Annotated in this window: 16 protein-coding genes; 12 read left to right on the forward strand and 4 right to left on the reverse strand. The window is 73.1% G+C overall.

The window, feature by feature from the left end:
- Positions 1 to 15 precede the first annotated feature (15 nt).
- A complete protein-coding gene (locus ACIQVL_RS03020) occupies positions 16 to 663 on the reverse strand; it encodes an RNA polymerase sigma factor (RefSeq protein WP_403474113.1) in 648 nt (215 codons plus the stop codon).
- A 173-nt stretch (positions 664 to 836) separates the two neighbouring features.
- Between ACIQVL_RS03020 and ACIQVL_RS03025 the strand changes: the two genes are divergently transcribed.
- The 10 genes from ACIQVL_RS03025 to ACIQVL_RS03070 all read left to right on the forward strand — a co-directional run bounded on the left by ACIQVL_RS03025 (position 837) and on the right by ACIQVL_RS03070 (position 10,168).
- On the forward strand, positions 837 to 1,400 hold the full coding sequence (locus tag ACIQVL_RS03025) for a PadR family transcriptional regulator (RefSeq protein WP_403430843.1): 564 nt from the start codon (positions 837 to 839) through the stop codon (positions 1,398 to 1,400).
- Positions 1,401 to 1,656: 256 nt separating this feature from the next.
- Positions 1,657 to 2,427 carry a GntR family transcriptional regulator gene (locus tag ACIQVL_RS03030; protein WP_403474114.1) on the forward strand — a complete coding sequence of 257 codons (771 nt, stop codon included), beginning with the start codon at positions 1,657 to 1,659 and terminating at the stop codon, positions 2,425 to 2,427.
- Entirely contained in the window at positions 2,424 to 2,858 is a 435-nt protein-coding gene (locus ACIQVL_RS03035; protein ID WP_403430838.1) for a phosphonate C-P lyase system protein PhnG, read from the forward strand. The genes ACIQVL_RS03030 and ACIQVL_RS03035 overlap by 4 nt, the downstream gene beginning before the upstream one ends.
- Positions 2,855 to 3,529 carry a phosphonate C-P lyase system protein PhnH gene (phnH, locus tag ACIQVL_RS03040; RefSeq protein WP_403474115.1) on the forward strand — a complete coding sequence of 225 codons (675 nt, stop codon included), beginning with the start codon at positions 2,855 to 2,857 and terminating at the stop codon, positions 3,527 to 3,529. The genes ACIQVL_RS03035 and phnH overlap by 4 nt, the downstream gene beginning before the upstream one ends.
- Positions 3,529 to 4,668 (forward strand): carbon-phosphorus lyase complex subunit PhnI, encoded by a 1,140-nt coding sequence (locus ACIQVL_RS03045; protein ID WP_403474116.1) that lies wholly within the window; start codon positions 3,529 to 3,531, stop codon positions 4,666 to 4,668. The genes phnH and ACIQVL_RS03045 overlap by 1 nt, the downstream gene beginning before the upstream one ends.
- A complete protein-coding gene (locus ACIQVL_RS03050) occupies positions 4,665 to 6,572 on the forward strand; it encodes an alpha-D-ribose 1-methylphosphonate 5-phosphate C-P-lyase PhnJ (RefSeq protein WP_403474117.1) in 1,908 nt (635 codons plus the stop codon). Before ACIQVL_RS03045 ends, ACIQVL_RS03050 begins: the two co-directional genes overlap by 4 nt.
- A gap of 5 nt (positions 6,573 to 6,577) precedes the next feature.
- On the forward strand, positions 6,578 to 7,429 hold the full coding sequence (locus ACIQVL_RS03055; RefSeq protein WP_403474118.1) for an ATP-binding cassette domain-containing protein: 852 nt from the start codon (positions 6,578 to 6,580) through the stop codon (positions 7,427 to 7,429).
- A complete protein-coding gene (locus ACIQVL_RS03060; protein ID WP_403474120.1) occupies positions 7,426 to 8,781 on the forward strand; it encodes an alpha-D-ribose 1-methylphosphonate 5-triphosphate diphosphatase in 1,356 nt (451 codons plus the stop codon). Before ACIQVL_RS03055 ends, ACIQVL_RS03060 begins: the two co-directional genes overlap by 4 nt.
- Entirely contained in the window at positions 8,778 to 9,632 is an 855-nt protein-coding gene (locus tag ACIQVL_RS03065) for an inositol monophosphatase family protein (protein WP_403474121.1), read from the forward strand. Before ACIQVL_RS03060 ends, ACIQVL_RS03065 begins: the two co-directional genes overlap by 4 nt.
- Positions 9,629 to 10,168, forward strand: coding sequence for an HD domain-containing protein (locus ACIQVL_RS03070; RefSeq protein ID WP_403430826.1), 540 nt, complete (start codon positions 9,629 to 9,631; stop codon positions 10,166 to 10,168). Before ACIQVL_RS03065 ends, ACIQVL_RS03070 begins: the two co-directional genes overlap by 4 nt.
- A 15-nt stretch (positions 10,169 to 10,183) precedes the next feature.
- On the opposite strand, the gene ACIQVL_RS03075 is transcribed toward ACIQVL_RS03070, so the two are convergent.
- Positions 10,184 to 12,520 carry an FdhF/YdeP family oxidoreductase gene (locus ACIQVL_RS03075; RefSeq protein ID WP_403474783.1) on the reverse strand — a complete coding sequence of 779 codons (2,337 nt, stop codon included), beginning with the start codon at positions 12,518 to 12,520 and terminating at the stop codon, positions 10,184 to 10,186.
- Positions 12,521 to 12,740: 220 nt separating this feature from the next.
- On the reverse strand, positions 12,741 to 13,274 hold the full coding sequence (locus ACIQVL_RS03080; RefSeq protein ID WP_403474122.1) for a nuclear transport factor 2 family protein: 534 nt from the start codon (positions 13,272 to 13,274) through the stop codon (positions 12,741 to 12,743).
- A gap of 469 nt (positions 13,275 to 13,743) precedes the next feature.
- Here ACIQVL_RS03080 and ACIQVL_RS03085 point away from each other — a divergent pair, with 469 nt between their 5' ends.
- Positions 13,744 to 14,559, forward strand: coding sequence for an SAM-dependent methyltransferase (locus tag ACIQVL_RS03085; RefSeq protein ID WP_403430822.1), 816 nt, complete (start codon positions 13,744 to 13,746; stop codon positions 14,557 to 14,559).
- Between the two features lie 16 nt (positions 14,560 to 14,575).
- Here the strand turns inward: ACIQVL_RS03085 and ACIQVL_RS03090 are convergent, their stop codons facing one another.
- A complete protein-coding gene (locus tag ACIQVL_RS03090; protein ID WP_403474123.1) occupies positions 14,576 to 15,490 on the reverse strand; it encodes a helix-turn-helix domain-containing protein in 915 nt (304 codons plus the stop codon).
- A 527-nt stretch (positions 15,491 to 16,017) separates the two neighbouring features.
- On the opposite strand from ACIQVL_RS03090, the gene ACIQVL_RS03095 reads away from it, so the two are divergent.
- On the forward strand, positions 16,018 to 16,707 hold the full coding sequence (locus ACIQVL_RS03095) for a DUF4142 domain-containing protein (RefSeq protein ID WP_403474784.1): 690 nt from the start codon (positions 16,018 to 16,020) through the stop codon (positions 16,705 to 16,707).
- Positions 16,708 to 16,767 lie beyond the last annotated feature (60 nt).

Below are 16,767 nucleotides of genomic sequence, written 5' to 3' on the forward strand. Positions count from 1 at the left end.
CTCCGGACCGGTCCTCTACCGGCCGGCCCGTTCCCCGGCCGCGTCGAGCATCCGGCGCGCCTCGGCCCGGCCCGCCCGGACCCGTTGCCCGGCATCGGCGTCCGCGGTGGCGGCGAGCGCGACGGCGAGTTTGGCCCGCCCCTGGCTGAGCCGGCTGCGCACGGTGCCCACCGGGATCCCGCAGGCGCGGGCGATCTGCTCGTACGAGGCGTCCTCCGCGCTGAAGTAGCGCAGCACCAGCGGCATGCGCAGCACCGGGGAGAGTTCCGCCAGCGCCGCCCAGAGCCAGTCCCGCACCGCGTTGCGCTCGAGCCACTGTTCCGGGCCGGCGTCCTGCGACGGCAGGGGCAGCTCGTCCATCGGCTGCACCAGGGCGGAGTACCGCAGCACGGCCCGGCTCGCGTTGCGCACGATCGCGCGCAGCCAGGCGCCGACCGCCGCCGGGTCCCGCACGTCCCCGATCCGCAGCAGCGCCGTCAGCGCCGCGTCCTGCAGCACGTCGTCGACGTCCGCCGCCCGCCCCAGCACGCTCAGCGCGACCGCCCGCATGCCCGGCCGGTGCCGCTCCAGCAGCACCCCCAGCGCGGCGGCCTCGCCCGCCTGGGCCGCCCGCGTCAGCACCGCGTCCTCGACGAGCGCGCCCTCGGCGACTTCCCGAACCATGAGATCCCTCTCCTGCCCGGCCGGGGCGTAAGCCACGAAGCCCACGATGTGCGTCCTCGGATCAATATTCCAACTCTGACAGGTGGAACGTAGAAGCTCCGGCGACAACATGTCAAGATAGGAATGTGAGATCAGACCTGTCACTATTGGAATAAGCGAGCTAGGGTTGCGGCATGAGCCTTCGCCACGCCCTCCTGGGTCTGCTCGTCTTCCGCCCCGGCAGCGGCTACGACCTGCTGAAGATCTTCAACACCTCGCTCGGCCACGTCTGGCCGGCCCGGCAGAGCCAGATCTACGGCGAGCTGACTAGGCTGGACGCCACCGGCCTGATCACGGTCACCGACGAGGGCCCGCGGGGCCGCAAGCAGTACGCGCTGACCCCCGAGGGGCACGCGGAGGCGCGACGCTGGCTGGCCGGGACGGAGGAGCACCGGCCGCGTCGCAACCCGATGCTGCTGCAGACGTTCTTCCTCGGCCTCCTGCCCGCCGAGGAGGCGGCGGCGCGGCTCCTGCGCCACGCGGACACCGCGGCCGAGGAACACGCCGAACTGGTGGCGCTGCGCGACTCCGAGGCCTGGGACCGCGACGCGATGACCGAGTGCGGCCGGCTCGTCCTGGAGTACGGCGTCCGCCAGCGGGCCCTGGAGCAGGAGTGGGCCCGCTGGGCGGCGGAGCGGCTGCGCGAGGGCCGCCGGAGCACACCGTCCGGCCGGCCGGACGTACCGCGGGCGCCCTGACCCGGGGCCGGCGGGCAACCGGGGCTACGTCCCGCGCACCTGCCGCTCGTGGAGCTGCCGGCGGTCCGGCTGCGCGGGGGCGTCCACTAGGCCACCCGGCGGGCCGCCGCCCTACGAGCCGTCCAACAGGAAGGACACCGGAGGCAAAGGGCTCGCAAAGAACGCGATACAACTGTCCGGACTGTTCACCTTCCGGGTCGGGTCCGTTGGCCGACGGCAAGTTGTCCGGACGAGTTGGGCGACCACCGTTCCAAGGGTGAGTGCGACCAGGTATCTGGAGATCGCGGACCTGCTGGCGGCCGAACTCGACGGCTGCGCCCGCGGCACGCGGGTGGCCAGCGAGGCCGACATCGCGCGCAGGTTCGGTGTCGGGCGGGCGGCCGCCAGGGCCGCCGTACAGGAATTGGAACGCAGATTCGTGGTGCGCCGGACCCAGGGTTCGGGCACCTTCGTCAACCGCCGGATCGACTACGTCATCTCCCGCAGCGTCCCGCCGTCCTGGTCGACGACGATCGCCGCGGCGGGCGCCACCCCTCGCGCCCTGGTCAAGTCGGTACGCCGGACCACCCTCCCTGCCGACCTCGCGGACCGGTTCGAGCGCTCCGCCGGGGTGTCCGTGCACGAGGTGGTGCGGGAGTTCTACATCGACGACCTGCTGGCCGCGTGGGTGCACGAGTGGATCCCCGTCGACGAGGTGCCGGACCTCGGTCTCGCCCTGCACGCCGTCGAGTCGATGGACACCGTGCTCCGCCAGCTGGTGCGGGTACGGCCGGTGCGCGCCTGGTGCCGGGTGAGCATCGACGTCCCGCCGGCGGAGGTGCTGCGCGCCCTGCGGATGGAGAGCAGCCAGCCCGCGTGGCTGGTGGAGAGCGTCAGCCGGGCCGAGCGCACCGGCACCGTCCTGATGTGCAGCCGCACCTGGACCCGCGCGGACGCCGTGCGCGTGGTGGTCGAACTCGACGAACAGCCCGGCGCGCCGGAGACGGCACCGGAGCCGACCGGGCCGGACGACAAGGAGACACCGTGACACACGTGGTGAGCAGGGAGCAGCGCTGCGCCCTGCTGGCGGAGGCGGAACGCGAGGAGCTCGTCGCGCTCGCCGACGCCTGCCTGGAGGACGGCACGGGCGTACGGGTGCTGGTGGCGCCCGAGGTCGGCTGTGTGACCGCCCAGGTGCGCGAGCCGGTGCTGGCCGAGCGGTTCCTGCTCGGTGACGTGCTGGCCTGCCGTGCCGAGGTGGAACTGGCCGGCCACCGGGGCTGGGCGATGCGGCTCGGCGACGACCGGGCGGCCGTGCTGGCGGCGGCCGTGCTCGACGCCGAGGCGCAGTCCGGCAGGCCACGGGCGGCCGAGATCGACCGGCTGTGCGAGCGGGTCGCGCGCCGCCGGGCGGAGCGGGAGGGCCAGGAGTGGGCGGAGCTCGCCCCGACCGTCGTCGAGTTCGAGGAGCTGACGTGACCGTGGCAGAACAGCTGCCCCCGGTGGCGGGGACCGCGGACCTGGTGACCGCGGCGAAGCCGTCCCCGCGGCAGGCGCAGGCCGTGTTCCGCGCCGTGCTCGACGCGCTGGCCCGGCCGGGTACGACCACCCGGCTGCCCGCCGACCCCGCGGGCCGGGTACCCGCCGCCCTGCTGCCGCTGCTGGCCCTCGCCGACCTGGGGACGGGCTTCCGCGTCCTGGAGGCGGCGGACGGCGCGGGCGGTGCGGACGGCGCCGACGGCGCCGACGGCGCGGGCGGTCCGGGCCGGTGGTCGGAGGTGGTGGCCGTGGCGACGAACGCGCCCGCCGTGCCGCTGGCCGAGGCCCGGCTGGTCGCCGCCGTGCGCCCGGTCACACCGGCCGAGATACGGCAGCTGCGCCGGGGCAGTGCCGAGGCGCCCGAGGACGGCGCCCTGCTCTGCGTGCCGGTGGCCGCGCTGGACGGCGGGCCCAGGAAGTGGCGGCTGTCGGGCCCCGGCGTACCGGGGGGCCTGGTCGTCGCGCCGGACGGCCTGCCGGACGGGTTCGCCGAGGCACGGGCGGAGGCGGTCGCCGGATTCCCGGCCGGCATCGACCTGCTGCTGGCCGCACCGGACGGGCGCCTGCTGGGCCTGCCGCGCAGTACAGCCGTCGTGGAGGAGGAGAACTGATGGGGTACTCGGGAGCACGCGGCGGCCTGGCGGCGATCCTCGCCGCCGAGGACCTGGTCCGCCGCAAGCGCGACCACGCGCCCGTGCCGTGGGCGTCGACCGGGCAGATCACCGCCCGGTTCCGGCTGGCCGTCGACCGTGTGATGGGCGAGGCCGGGCTCTACGACGGGCCGACCGCGGCCGCGGCGCTGCGCCAGGCCGAAGGGGACACGCTGGAGGCCTCGCACCTGCTGCGGGCCCAGCGGTCCACGCTGCCCCGGCTGGCGGTGAGCGAGCCGGTCGACCCGGACGAGATGACGATCCTGCGCCGGATCGTGCCGGCGTTCCGCAGCCCGGACGGGCCGCAGCTGCTCGGCCGTACCTCGGACTACACGGGCCGGCTGCTGGAACAGCCGGACGGCCCGCCGGAACCGACCGCGGAACTGTCGGCGGAACCACCGGCGGAGCCCTCCGCGGAGGGTGCGGCCCGCACCGAGGAGCAGCGCCGCCCGCGCCGGTTCCTGGAACTCCTGCGCAAGCTGGAGCTGGTCGACGAGCAGCCGGCCCACGACGACCCGGAGCCGCACGACATCACCCGCAGGCCCGCCCGGCCGCCGGCCGCGCGCTCCGCCGTCCTCGCGGCGATGGCCCGCGCCGAGACCGGCGCCCTGGTGGCGCTCTGGTACCGCTCGGTCCTCGGCCCGGACGGAGACGTCCACGAGATCACCCTGGGCGAGCTGCGGCACGGCCGCCTGCCGCTGCGGGTCCGCCACCCGCACACCGGGAACCCGGTCGCCGTCGGCGAGTTCCGGGTCACCGAGGCCGAGGCCGTCGAGGACCTGGACGGCGCGGAAGAGGACCGTACCCGCTTCGGCGTCGGCTACGGCCTGTGCTTCGGGCACAACGAGCGCAAGGCGATCGCCATGGCCAACCTGGACATCGCCAACCGCCGGTTCGGCCGCAGCGGCCCGCTGGAGCAGCTGCTGCTGATGACGATCGACGGCCTGGACTCCGGCGGCTTCCTGGAGCACCTGAAGCTCCCCCACTACGTCACGTTCCGCTCGATGGCCGAGCGCAAGCAAGCCATGCGGGCCGCCGCCGAGGCGGGCGAGGAACCGCCCGCGCGCTTCGCCGGCCCCACCGGAAAGGACTGCCGATGACGACGACCACGGCCCACACCTCCGGCGCCTCGGCTACCCCCGGCGCCTCGGCTGCCCCCGCGACCTCCGCGACCTCCGCGATCGGCGCGCTGGTCGCCGAGGCCGATGCCGGTGCCCCGCCCGCCGGGCTCCTCGACGAGGACGCCAAGCGCGAGATCCGCCGCGCCTGCCTCACCGCGGTCTGCGTCCCCGGCTACCAGGTGCCGTTCGGCTCCCGGGAGATGCCGGTGGCCCGCGGCTGGGGCTCGGGCGGCCTCCAGGTCACCCTCGCGGTGATCGGCGCCGACGACACCGTCAAGGTGATCGACCAGGGCGACGACGCCGGGGTGAACGCCACCAACCTGCGCCGCCTCATCGCCGGGACGACCGGCTCCGCCGAGTCGGCCGACACCCGGAAGGCCACCGTCGTACAGACCCGGCACCGCGTCCCCGAGGAGGCCCTGGGCGCCCAGCACGTGCTCGTCTACCAGGTCCCGGTGCCGGAACCGCTGCGCGGGGTGCAGAAGTCGGTCGCCGAATGCGCCCGCATGCACGCCGAGGACGACTACTCGGCGATGTGGGTCAGCCTGTACGAGGACATCGTCCGCAACGGCATGATCACCGCGAGCACCGGCTACCCGGTGCTGGTCGGCGGCCGCTACGTCATGGCCACCAGCCCCGTCCCGCGCTGGGACGTGCCCCGGCTGCACCAGGCGGAGCACGTCAACCTGTTCGGCGCGGGCCGCGAGAAGCGGATCTACGCGGTGCCCCCGCACACCGACGTCCGTCCGCTCACCTTCGACGACGTCCCGTTCGAGGTCGAGCACGCACCCGGCGCCCGCTGCCGGTTCTGCGGCAGCGACGACGTCTTCCTCGTGGACTCCGGGACGTCGGGCGACTTCGCGTGCAGCGACACCGAGTGGTGCGCGCGGGTGCGGGACGGCGACGCCGACACGGCGGCCCACCGGCGCCGGGCACCCCTGGCCCTGCTGCCCGACCCGGCGGCACGGGCCCGGCACGCCACACCGGACCCGGCGGAGCACCCCGCGACGCCACGACCGGCCCCGGCCCCGGGTCAGGCCCCGGGTCAGGCGTGGGCGCTGCACGTCGACGGCATCGGCAAGGTGCACGGCGCCGGCGGCGCGGCGGCCGTCCCCGGCACCGGACCGGAGCACGGCACCGCGATCAGCCCGGCCACCGGCGCGGTGGTCGCGGCCTGGGACATCTCCTTCGACGTGGCCCCCGGCGAGGCGCTCGGCGTGATCGGCGAGTCCGGCTCGGGCAAGTCGACCGTGCTGCGCTGCGTGGTCGGCGACGAACCCGCCACGGCGGGCCGGGTCCGGCTGGCCGGGGTCGAGGGCGGTGCGGTGGACGTGCTCGCCCTCCCCGCCGCCGTACGCCGGGCGCTGCGCGTCGACACGATGGCCGTCGTCTACCAGGACCCGGCCGCCGGACTGGACCTGCGCGTCTCCGCGGGCGGCAACATCGCCGAGCGGCTCACGGCGGCGGGCTGGCGCGGCTACCACGCCATCCGGCGCCGGGCCGCCGAACTCCTCGACCGGGTCGAGGTGCCGCTCGCCCGCATGGACGACCCGGTGCACACCTTCTCGGGCGGCATGCGGCAGCGCGTCCAGATCGCCAAGGCGCTGGCCACCGAGCCCCCCGTGCTCCTGCTCGACGAGCCGACCACCGGCCTGGACGCCTCGGTCGCCGCCGGGGTCCTCGACCTGCTGCGCAGCCTGCTCGCCGAGCGCGACGTCGCCGCGGTCGTCGTCAGCCACGACTTCTCGGTCATCGAGGCCCTGACCGACCGCACCCTCGTCATGCAGACGGGCCGGGTGGTCGAACGGGGCCTGACCGACCAGCTCTTCCACGACCCGCACCACCCCTACACCCAGCGGCTGGTCGCCGCGGCCCGGAGGTGAGCCCCATGCACAGCCCCGTCCACAGCCCGACGACTGAAGCCGTTCTCACCGACGCCGATCTCACCGACGCCGATCTCGCTGAAGCCGATCTCGCTGAAGCCGATCTCGCTGAAGCCGATCTCGCTGAAGCCGTTCTCTCGGTGCGCGAACTGCGCAAGTCCTTCACCCTGCACAGCATCGACGGCCGTACGGTCCCCTCGCTGCACGGCGTCGACCTGGACGTGCACGCCGGCGAACACGTGGCGCTCGCGGGCCCCAGCGGCGCCGGCAAGTCCTCCCTGCTGCGCTGCGTGTACCGCACGTACCTCCCGGACTCCGGCTCGGTACGGCTGCACACCGACGCCGGCCCCGTCGAACTCACCGACCTCCCCGACCGCGCGATGGCACGGCTGCGCGGCCGGGAGTTCGGCTACGTCTCGCAGTTCCTGGCGGCCCCGCCGCGTACCGGGCCGCTGGAGGTGGTCGCCGCGGTGGCCCGGCGGCGCGGACTCGACCGGGGCGAGGCCCGGGAGGCGGCCGCGGCGGCACTGCGGCGCCTGAAGCTGGACGAGACGCTGTGGGACGTCGACTGCGGTGTCCTGTCCGGCGGCGAACGCCAGCGGGTGAACCTGGCCGCCGGCACCGTACAGCCGCCCCGGCTGCTGCTGCTCGACGAGCCGGTGTCCGCCCTGGACCCGGCCAACCGCGAGGCCGCCCTCGAACTCGTCGACTCCCTCGCCGGACAGGGCGTCGCCGTCCTCGCCGTCTTCCACGACATGGACGCCATCCGCCGTCTGGCCTCCCGCGTGGTGTTCGTCCGGGACGGCCGGATCACCCGCCAGTGCACCCCTGCCGAGACACTGGAGGAAGCAGCATGAGCACGGGTACGGGTACCGCCACCGGCCTTGCCGGACCGGTCGCCCAGGGCTGGACGCTGGGCGCGCCGCCCGCCGACTACGTGCTGGGCCACGTCCGGGCCGTCCTCGCCGACCGGGTCCTGGACAACGCGCTGGTGGCGGTCAGGGACGGCCGTATCGCCGCGGTGGAGCCGCACCCGGCGGGCCTGGAGGCGGACGTGGACGGCCAGGGCCTGCTCTGCCTCCCCGGCCTGGTGGACGTGCACAGCGACGGCCTGGAGAGGGAGCGGCTCCCCCGCCCCGGCGCCGAACTCCCCCTCGAATTCGCCCTGTTGTCCTTCGAGGGCAAGCTGAGCGCGGCCGGTGTCACCACGGCGTTCCACGGCGCGGCCTACGAGCAGAGCCACGGCCGGGGCCTGTCCCGCAGCGTGGAAACGGCGGAACAGATCTGCCGCGCGGTTCAGGCCCGCGCGAACGGCATGGTGGACCACCGCATCCTGCACCGCCTCGACGTCCGCTGCCCCGAGGGCCTGGCCGCGCTGCGCAGGCGGTTGGACACGGTCGACGGCACCGCGCTCGTGTCGCACGAGGACCACACCCCCGGCCAGGGCCAGTACGCCGACCGCCGCTACTACGAGCAGTACCTGATGGGCACGCGGGGCATGTCCGAGGACGAGGCCCGCGCCCATGTGGACAGCCTGATCGAGGAGCGGGACGGCCGCCTCGGCATCCGCGAGGAGGCGCTCGCCGACCTGGGCGAGCGGGCGACGGCGGGCCGGGTCCGCCTCCTCGGCCACGACCCCGGCTCGGCGCAGGAGGTGGCGGCGCTGCGCGAACGCGGCGGCGCCGTAGCCGAGTTCCCGACCACCCTCGCCGCCGCCGAGGCCGCCCGCGACCTGGGCATGCCCACCGTGATGGGCGCCCCCAACGTGCTGCGCGGCAACTCCCACAACGGCAACGCGTCGGGCCGGGACCTGGTCGGCCGCGGCCTGGTCACCGCGCTCGCCTCGGACTACCTGCCCTCGGGCCTGCTGGCGGCGGCCCTGCTGCTCGCCGAGGAGGGCCTGGCCACTCTCCCCGCCGCGGTGGGCCTGGTGACCGCCGGACCGGCCGAGGTGGCGGACCTGCCCGACCGCGGCAGCCTGGCCCCGGGCAGGCGCGCCGACCTGGTCCTGGCGGCACCGGGACGGCCGTGGCCGGTGGTGGCGGCGGTACTCCGGGACCGTACGGACGGGCTCGCGGGCCGCATTGCAAGCGGCATCACGGGCGGCAGTGCGAGCGGCACCGCGTGCGGCAGTGCGAGCGGCGCCGCGTGCGGCAGTGCGAGCGGCGCCGCGGGCGGAATCGCGACCGGACCGGAGGCATCGGCGTGACCGGAAAGATCACCTGGCCGGTCCCCGCGCCCCAGCTGCCACCCGGCGTCCACCCGGCCCTCGCGCAGGCGACCGAGGCCGCCGTCACCGCCTTCCGCACCGCCCGCGAACGCTACGACCGCGCCCAGCTCGCCGAGAAGGTCCGGACGGGCGCGGACGGAACCCCGACGACGCGGCTGGACATCCTCGTCGACACCGCCATCGCGGAGGTGGCGTCCGCGCACCGGATCAACCTGCTCAGCGAGGAGCTGGGCAGCATCGACAACGGCTCCGCGGTCACGCTGGTGACGGACCCGGTGGACGGTACGGCGAACGCCGCGGCCGGCGTCCCCCTCTCCGCCTTCGCCGGCGTCATCGCCGTGGACGGCGTCCCGGTCGAGGCCCTGACCTGCTGGCTGGACACGGGCCGCTGCTGGCACACGGTGGCCGGGCAGCCGTCGCCGTACCGCACCAGCGGACGCGAGCACCTGGACGGCGCCGCCGTCAGCCTGCTCCGCCCCCAGCGGCACATCGCCGGGGCCTGGTGGCGGGTGGCCGAGCGGGCGGCCCGGATCCGCATCCTGTCGACCAGCTGCCTGGAGGCGGCCCTGGTCGCCGAGGGCTCGACGGACGCGTTCGCCGACGCGGGCTCCGACACCCACCGGATCGTCGACCTGGCGGCGGCGATGCTGACGGTCCCGGCGGCGGGCGGCGCGGTCATCGACGTACACGGCCGCCCGCTGGAACTCGACCCCGACCTGAGCCGCCGCTGGTCGGGAGTGGTGGCGGCGACACCGCGGCTGGCCGAGGAACTGGCGGAGGCCGTCCGCGGCGACCGCCCCGACGTAGCGGAATCCCCGGAGGAATCATGAACACGCTCACTTCCGGCCGGCTGGCCGAACTGGTCGACGGCCTCGCGGGCCTCCCGTACGGCGGCGAGGCGGTGGACCAGCGCACCCACGCGCTGCAGGCCGCCCACCTGGCGAGGGCGGCCGGTGCCGACGACGAACTGGTGGTCGCCGCCGCGCTGCACGACATCGGCAGGGCGCGGCCGGTGCGGGCCGAACACCCGGGCCTGCCGCACGAGTTGGCGGGCGCCGAGTGGGCCCGCCGGCACCTGGGCGAACGCCCGGCGTGGGTGATCGCCCAGCACGTCCCGGCCAAGCGCTACCTGGTGGCCACCGACCCCGCCTACCGCGCCCTGCTCAGCCCGGCGTCCATCGCCTCGCTGAAGGTGCAGGGCGGCCCGATGGACGAGGCGGAGGCCGCCGCCTTCGCCGCCCACCCGATGGCCGGGGACGCGGTGGCCCTGCGCCGCTGGGACGACGCGGCGAAGGACCCGGAGGGCCCGGTGCTGGAGCTGGCGGAACTGCTGGCGGCGTACGAGAGGTGCGTCGCCGCTTCCTGACCGGCGCAGGGCGCTTCAGGAAGCGGCAGCCGCGGCGGCCGCGGCGGCCGGCCGGACCGTCGCCCGGATGTGCTTCATCAACGGCTGGTCGCTCTGTTCGCTGTAGTCGCACAGGGCGATCAGCACGTTCATCTCGGGCATGTACCCGGCCGCGCAGCCGCGCGGCAGGTCGTACGGAATGGCGAGGTACCCGTTGAGCACCCGTGTGCTGCCGTCCTTGGCCGTGCTCTCGATGTCCACCGGATCGAACTCGTCGATGCCGCGCTCCCGCATGTCGGCCGCGTTCATGAAGACGAGGGTGCGGAGGTTCCTGATCCCCCGGTAGCGGTCGTTGTCGGAGTAGATCGTGGTGTTCCACTGGTCGTGCGACCGCATGGTGCCGAGCGCCAGGGTCCCCGGCGCGGGTACGACGTCGGGCAGCGGCGCGGAGGAGAACTCGGCGAGCCCGGAGGCCGTACGGAAGACCAGTTCCCGCGCGGGCTGCCGGATCCGGAACCCCAGCGGCAGCCGTACCCGTCGGTTGAAGTCCTCGAAGCCGTCGAGTACCTGGGCCATGGTGTCGCGGATACGGTCGTAGTCCTCGACGTACCAGGCCCAGGGCGTGGTGCTGTCGGGAAGCGCCGCGCGGGCGATCCCGGCGATGACGGCGGGCTCGGACAGCAGGTGCGCGGAAGCCGGCTTCTTCATCCCCACGGACAGGTGCACCATGCTCATGGAGTCCTCGACGGAGGTGCCCTGGATGCCGCACCGCTGATGGTCCTTCTCGGTACGGCCGAGGCAGGGCAGGATCAGCGCCTGCCGGCCGTGGACCAGGTGGCTGCGGTTGAGCTTGGTGCTCACCTGGACGGTGAGCTCGCAGGTGCGCAGGGCCTCGCAGGTGGCGCGGGTGTCGGGCGCGGCGAGGGCGAAGTTGCCGCCCATGCCGACGAACACCTTGACGTCGCCGCGGAGCATGGCCTGGATGGTGCCGACGGTGTCGAGCCCGTGCTCGCGGGGCGGGTCGATCTCGCACACCGCGGCGAGCCGGTCCAGGAACTGGCTGGTGGGCCGGTGGTCGATCCCGCAGGTCCGGTTGCCCTGCACGTTGCTGTGCCCGCGCACGGGCGAGGGCCCGGCCCCCTCCCGGCCGAGGTTGCCGCGCAGCAGCAGCACGTTGACGATCTCCCGCACGGTGTCGACCCCGTGCTCATGCTGACTGACACCGAGACACCAGCTGATGATGCTGCGGTCGGCGTCCCCGTAGATCCGGGCCGCACGGAGGATGTCGGCGCGGCTGACCCCGGACTGCCGCTCGATCTCCTCCCAGGAGGTGGCCTCGCACACCTTCCGGTAGTCCTCGAAGCCGCTCGTGTAGCGGTCGATGAACTCCTGGTCGAGTGCCTTGGGATCGGACACGGCCTGGTCGAGTACGGCCTTGGAGATCCCGCGCATCAGTGCCATGTCACCCCCGACGCGCACCTGGAGGTTGAGGGTGCCGGTGCGGGTCGAGTGGCAGGCCGCCATGTCCACGAAGTCGTGCGGGATGATCGTCCGCCGCGAGGCCGCCTCGATCAGCGGGTTGACGTGCACGATCTGGGCACCGCGCTTGTAGGCGGCGGCGAGGGCGGTGAGCATCCGGGGCGCGTTCGACGCGGCGTTCACGCCCATGATGAAGAGCGCGTCGGTGGCATCCCAGTCCTGGAGATCGACGGTCCCCTTCCCGGTCCCCAGCGAGGCGGTGAGGCCCCGCCCACTGGCCTCGTGGCACATGTTGGAACAGTCCGGGAGGTTGTTCGTCCCCAGCTCGCGGGCCATGAGCTGGTACAGGAAGGTGGCCTCGTTGCCGAGCCGCCCGGAGGTGTAGAAGGAGGCCTGATCCGGACCGTCCAGCTCCCGCAACGCCCGCCCGACCAGCGCGAACGCGTCGCACCAGCTGATCGGCCGGTAATGGTCCGAGTCGGCGTCGTACACCATCGGCTCGGTCAGCCGCCCCTGGTCCTCCAGCGCGAAGTCACTCCATTCGGCCAGCTCGGCCACGGAGTGAGCGGCGAAGAACTCCGGCCCGACCCGCTTGCGGGTCATCTCCCAGGTGACGTGCTTGACCCCGTTCTCGCAGAGATCGAGCCGCAGCCCCTTGGTGTCGTCGGGCCAGGCACACCCGGGACAGTCGAACCCCCCGTCCTCGTGGTTCATCTTCATGATCGCCCGGGGCCCCTCGACGAGCGCCCGCTCCCGCACCAGGAACTTGGTCACGCTCTTGGCGGCGCCCCAGCCGGCCGCAGGATGGTGATACGGGTGGAAGAACGGCTCGCCCTCCGGCCTGGGCCCTACCCGCTCCTCGACCGCCCCCGGGTCCGGATCCGCCGCCCGCATCCGCTTCTGCTCGTCGTGGGAGGTACTCACGGCTCTCACCCTTTGCCGGCGCGGGGGACACACCGCCGGGGTCAGCGGCGTCCTTCTCATGCTAGGCAGGGGGGTCCGGGGAGGCGAGGCGAGACGAGCCGGGAGAGGCCCACGACAGGCGCACATCACTCTGTGTCAACACAGGGCCACACCTGCCGTGAAACGGCGGACCCACGGCGCCCGGAAGGGGTCAGATGACGGTCTCGAACTCGGACTGGCCGAGGTCGAAGTAGTCCACCCAGGAGGTGAACCGCCGGAAGTCCGGCATCAGCTCGAAGACGCCGACGATCGGGAGGTCGACGTCGTGGTCGGCGTTCGTGTAGCGGTACGAGTCGACGCGGGTCGCGATGACCGTGTTCCGCCAGGAAACGGCCTTCTGGATGGTGAGGGTGGTGTACTGGAGTATCCGGATCTGTTCCGCAAGGGCCTGCTGGATCGCGTCGCGTCCCGTGACGACACCCGGCAGGGGGATGTTCTGGTAGGTGGCGTCCGCCGCGAAGAAGTCGGCCAGTTCTGCTGCGTCCAGGTTCGACCACGCGGCACAGAACCGCTGGACGAGGGCGGTTCCCGGGCCCGGTTCCAGCGCGCCGCCGGTCTCCGGGAGCGACGGCGCGGCGGGGGCCGGCCTCCCGACCGCCCCTGACCCGATGGCGCCGAGGGAAACGCCCCCGGCGGCCCGGAGGAGTCCTCTTCTGGTGGAGCGGATGCGGATGCGGATGTCCATGCCGAACTCCGTTGCTCGTGCGGCGGATTGTGTCGCCCGTGTAGCAGCGGGCCGCCATGCCGCCGGGAGGGTGACGCGGGTAGCCGACCGAAGGGGATGAGGCTCCGCCCGAACGGGAGCCTCTCCCGACTACCTGACCGACCCCGCCATCACACCTTGCGAAGTGCCGCCGGCTGGAAGGCGAAGAACACCACCATGGGCACCACCGGGGACCGGAACGCGCCCGGCACCGGCACGTCGGGTTGCTGCCGAACTGCCTGCCCCATGGTCGAGGCGCACCCGGCCCAGGGCGGCGGTACGGTCGTGCCCGTCCAGCCCTCTGCGCAGAAATCAAGCCAACGGACGTCTGAACAGCGGCAGTTGGAGCCAGTGATGCTCCTGAGTCGAGTCGGCGCGGAATAGCGTGGGCAGCCACGACCCGCGTCCGACGGTTCGGCCCTCTTCACCACACGCAGACACAGGAGCTTCCATGGCGCACGAGGCAGACAACTCCGAGCAGGAGGCACTCTCCAAGATCGACACCTCCGTGCCGCAGTCGGCCCGGATCTGGAACTACTGGCTGGGAGGCAAGGACAACTACGAGGTCGACCGGGTGGCCGGCGACGCGTTCCGCGCGATCTTCCCCGGCATCGAGACGGGCGCCCGTGCCGCCCGGTACTTCCTCGCCCGCGCCGTCCGCCATCTGGCCGCCGACGAGGGCATCCGCCAGTTCCTCGACATCGGCACCGGACTGCCCAGCGTGGACAACACCCACGAGATCGCCCAGCGGGTGGCCCCCGAGTGCCGCATCGTCTACGTCGACAACGATCCGTTGGTCCTGGCACACGCCCGTGCGCTGCTCACCAGCACGCCGGAGGGGGTCACCAACTACGTCGACGCCGACCTGCGCGATCCGGGCACGATCGTCCGGGAGGCCAGGAAGACGCTGGACTTCGACCAGCCCGTCGCCCTGATGCTGATGGGCATCCTCGGCCACATCGCGGACCTCGACCAGGCGCGCGAGATCGTACGTCAGCTCGTGGACGCGCTGCCTCCCGGCAGCTACCTCGTGCAGTACGACAGCACGGACACGAGCAAGGAGTACGTCGAGGCCATCCGGCAGTACAACGAGGGCGGTTCGCTCCCGTACATCCTGCGCAGCCCGGCGCAGATCGCGCGCTTCTTCGACGGCCTGGAACTGCTGGAGCCGGGCGTGGCGTCGTGCTCACGCTGGCGGCCCGACGCCGGTGCCTGGGAGCTGCCCGAGGAGGTTCACCAGTACGGCGGCGTCGCCCTGAAGCGCTGATCAGGACTCAAGGACTTCAGGTCTCCTGGAGGACGCGATGCAGAATCGTCGGAGTCTCGTCCGGTGATTCTGCCTCGACCACCAGGCGGTTCATGACATCCCAGTAGCACTCGACGTCGGCCGGCCGGTCGGGATACAGGGCCGTGCCGAGCCTTTCGAGGCAGACCACGTCGGGCAACTGCCCGCCGGGCAGCCGCAGGATGGTGACCGGCCCGGACTCCGCGGCGTGGCCGCCGGCCGCGAACGGCATGATCTGCAGGGTGACCTGCGGGAGCCGGCACATCTCGACGAGATGCCGGAGCTGGGCGCGCATCGTCGCGCGGCCGCCCACCGGGCGCCGCAGCGCCGCCTCGTCGATCACCGCCCAGAGCTGGGCCGCCGGGTGCCGGTGCAGGATCCGCTGGCGGGTCATCCGCAGCAGCACCCGTCGTTCGGTCTCCGCCACGGAAGCGCCGGAGTGGGTGAGCCGGACGGCGGCACGTGCGTAGTCGGGGGTCTGCAGCAGGGCCGGAACGCGTTGGACCTCGAAGCACCGGATGACGCTCGCCGCCTGCTCGGCTCCGAGGAAGGGCTGCATCCAGACGGGCACCACGTCGTTGAAGTGCTGCCACCAGGCGGGCGCGTTCGCCTGTTCCGCCAGCGCGAGCAGAGTGGCGCGTTCGGCCTCGTCCGTGACTCCGTAGAGCGTGAGTAGATCGGCCACGTCACGCAGCTTGAACGCATGACGGCCGGCCTCCAGCCGACTGATCTTGGACCGGGAGGCCCGGATGAACTCCCCCGCGGCCTCGCGGGAGATGCCCCGCTCCTCGCGGAGCCGCCGCAACCGCGCGCCCAGCGCCAGCCTCGGCACCATGGGTCCCGCCGACTGCCCGTCCAGGGCCCCGCTGTCGTGCGGTGTCCGCGGTGTCCGTAAGACCTCTTCGCCGCCCATGGAGCACTCCTTGCATCCTTGCATTGCACGCGACTCTCCATGCATACAAGCACAGGGACCGCACGGCTCGGGCCCGGACGCGGAACCAGGGCTTCCGTCAGCAGGGCCGCGTAGATCTGCTCAGGCCGGCTCGGGTACAGCACACCGAGATGACTCGCTCCTGGCTACCGGCCCTGGTGGCCTGCGCGATGACCGAACGGCGCCCTCCTCCCCATCAGCCGGCGACTGTCGTCGACGAGCCGGAAAAGACCAGAAGTGCGGGAATGGACCTGGCCCTTCCCGGTCGCCGCTACATGATCGACCGTGCGGCACCCGGCCCCGACAGGGGCCGACAGTCCCTTCCTGGCCCCGTCGCTAGGGCCGAACGGCCCTTCTTCCTCAGCGGCCACCGATCCCTTTACGAACCCATGACGAGCCCAAAAGGTTCTACGGAACCCCCGCATCCGTATTTCTCTCCGTGCGGGATCCGAAGAACCGGATCAGGAGACACGGTGCTCGTTTCACGGAAGGCGGCGGGAACTCTCTTCGTGGGTGGTGCGCTCGGCATGACCCTCGGCTCCCTCCTCTACCCCGCCATGCTCGGAGTCCAGAAGGTCAGCAGCGCACCCGAACGGGTCGTCGCCACCCCGGCGACCGGACCGCTGACGGAAGCCGACCGGGACTTCGTGGTCGAAGTGCGCTCGGCCGGGTTGTGGGAGTACCCCGTCGGCCAGAGTGCGTCGAAGAAGGGGACGACGAAGGCGGTCAGGAACACCGGGAAGCAACTGGTCGACGGGGATGCCTCCTTGGACGCCGCCAGCCGCAAGGTCGCCGATCAGCTGGGCATCACGCTGCCCAACCAGCCGTCGCCGCAACAGCAGAGCTTCGAGACGCGGCTGAACTCAGAAACCGGCAAGCAGTTCGACACGGACCTGGCCACCACCCTGCGCGCGACGAACGGCCAGTTCCTCACCACGATCGCGAGCGTCCGCACCACCACGAGGAACTCCCTGGTCCGCGCCCTGGCCGACCAGGCCAACGACACCGTCCTCGACCACATCACGGCCGTGGAGAAGACCGGCCTGGTCGACTTCAGCCAGGCCCTCGCCCAGGAGACCACCTCACCCGGCCTACCGGCCCAGGACCTGACCCCGCCACCCGCGGTCGCGGGCCAGCCGCAGGTCGTCCTCACTCCGCGGGCGAACAGCAGGGTGTCGCCGAGTCCGACGGCGGGGTGAGGGGAGCAGCCGGGCCGAGCCGCCCAGGCGGCCCAGGCGGCCGCTGTGCTCGACCACGGA

The sequence above is a fragment of the Streptomyces sp. NPDC090499 genome (assembly GCF_044769305.1).
GTDB lineage: Bacteria > Actinomycetota > Actinomycetes > Streptomycetales > Streptomycetaceae > Streptomyces.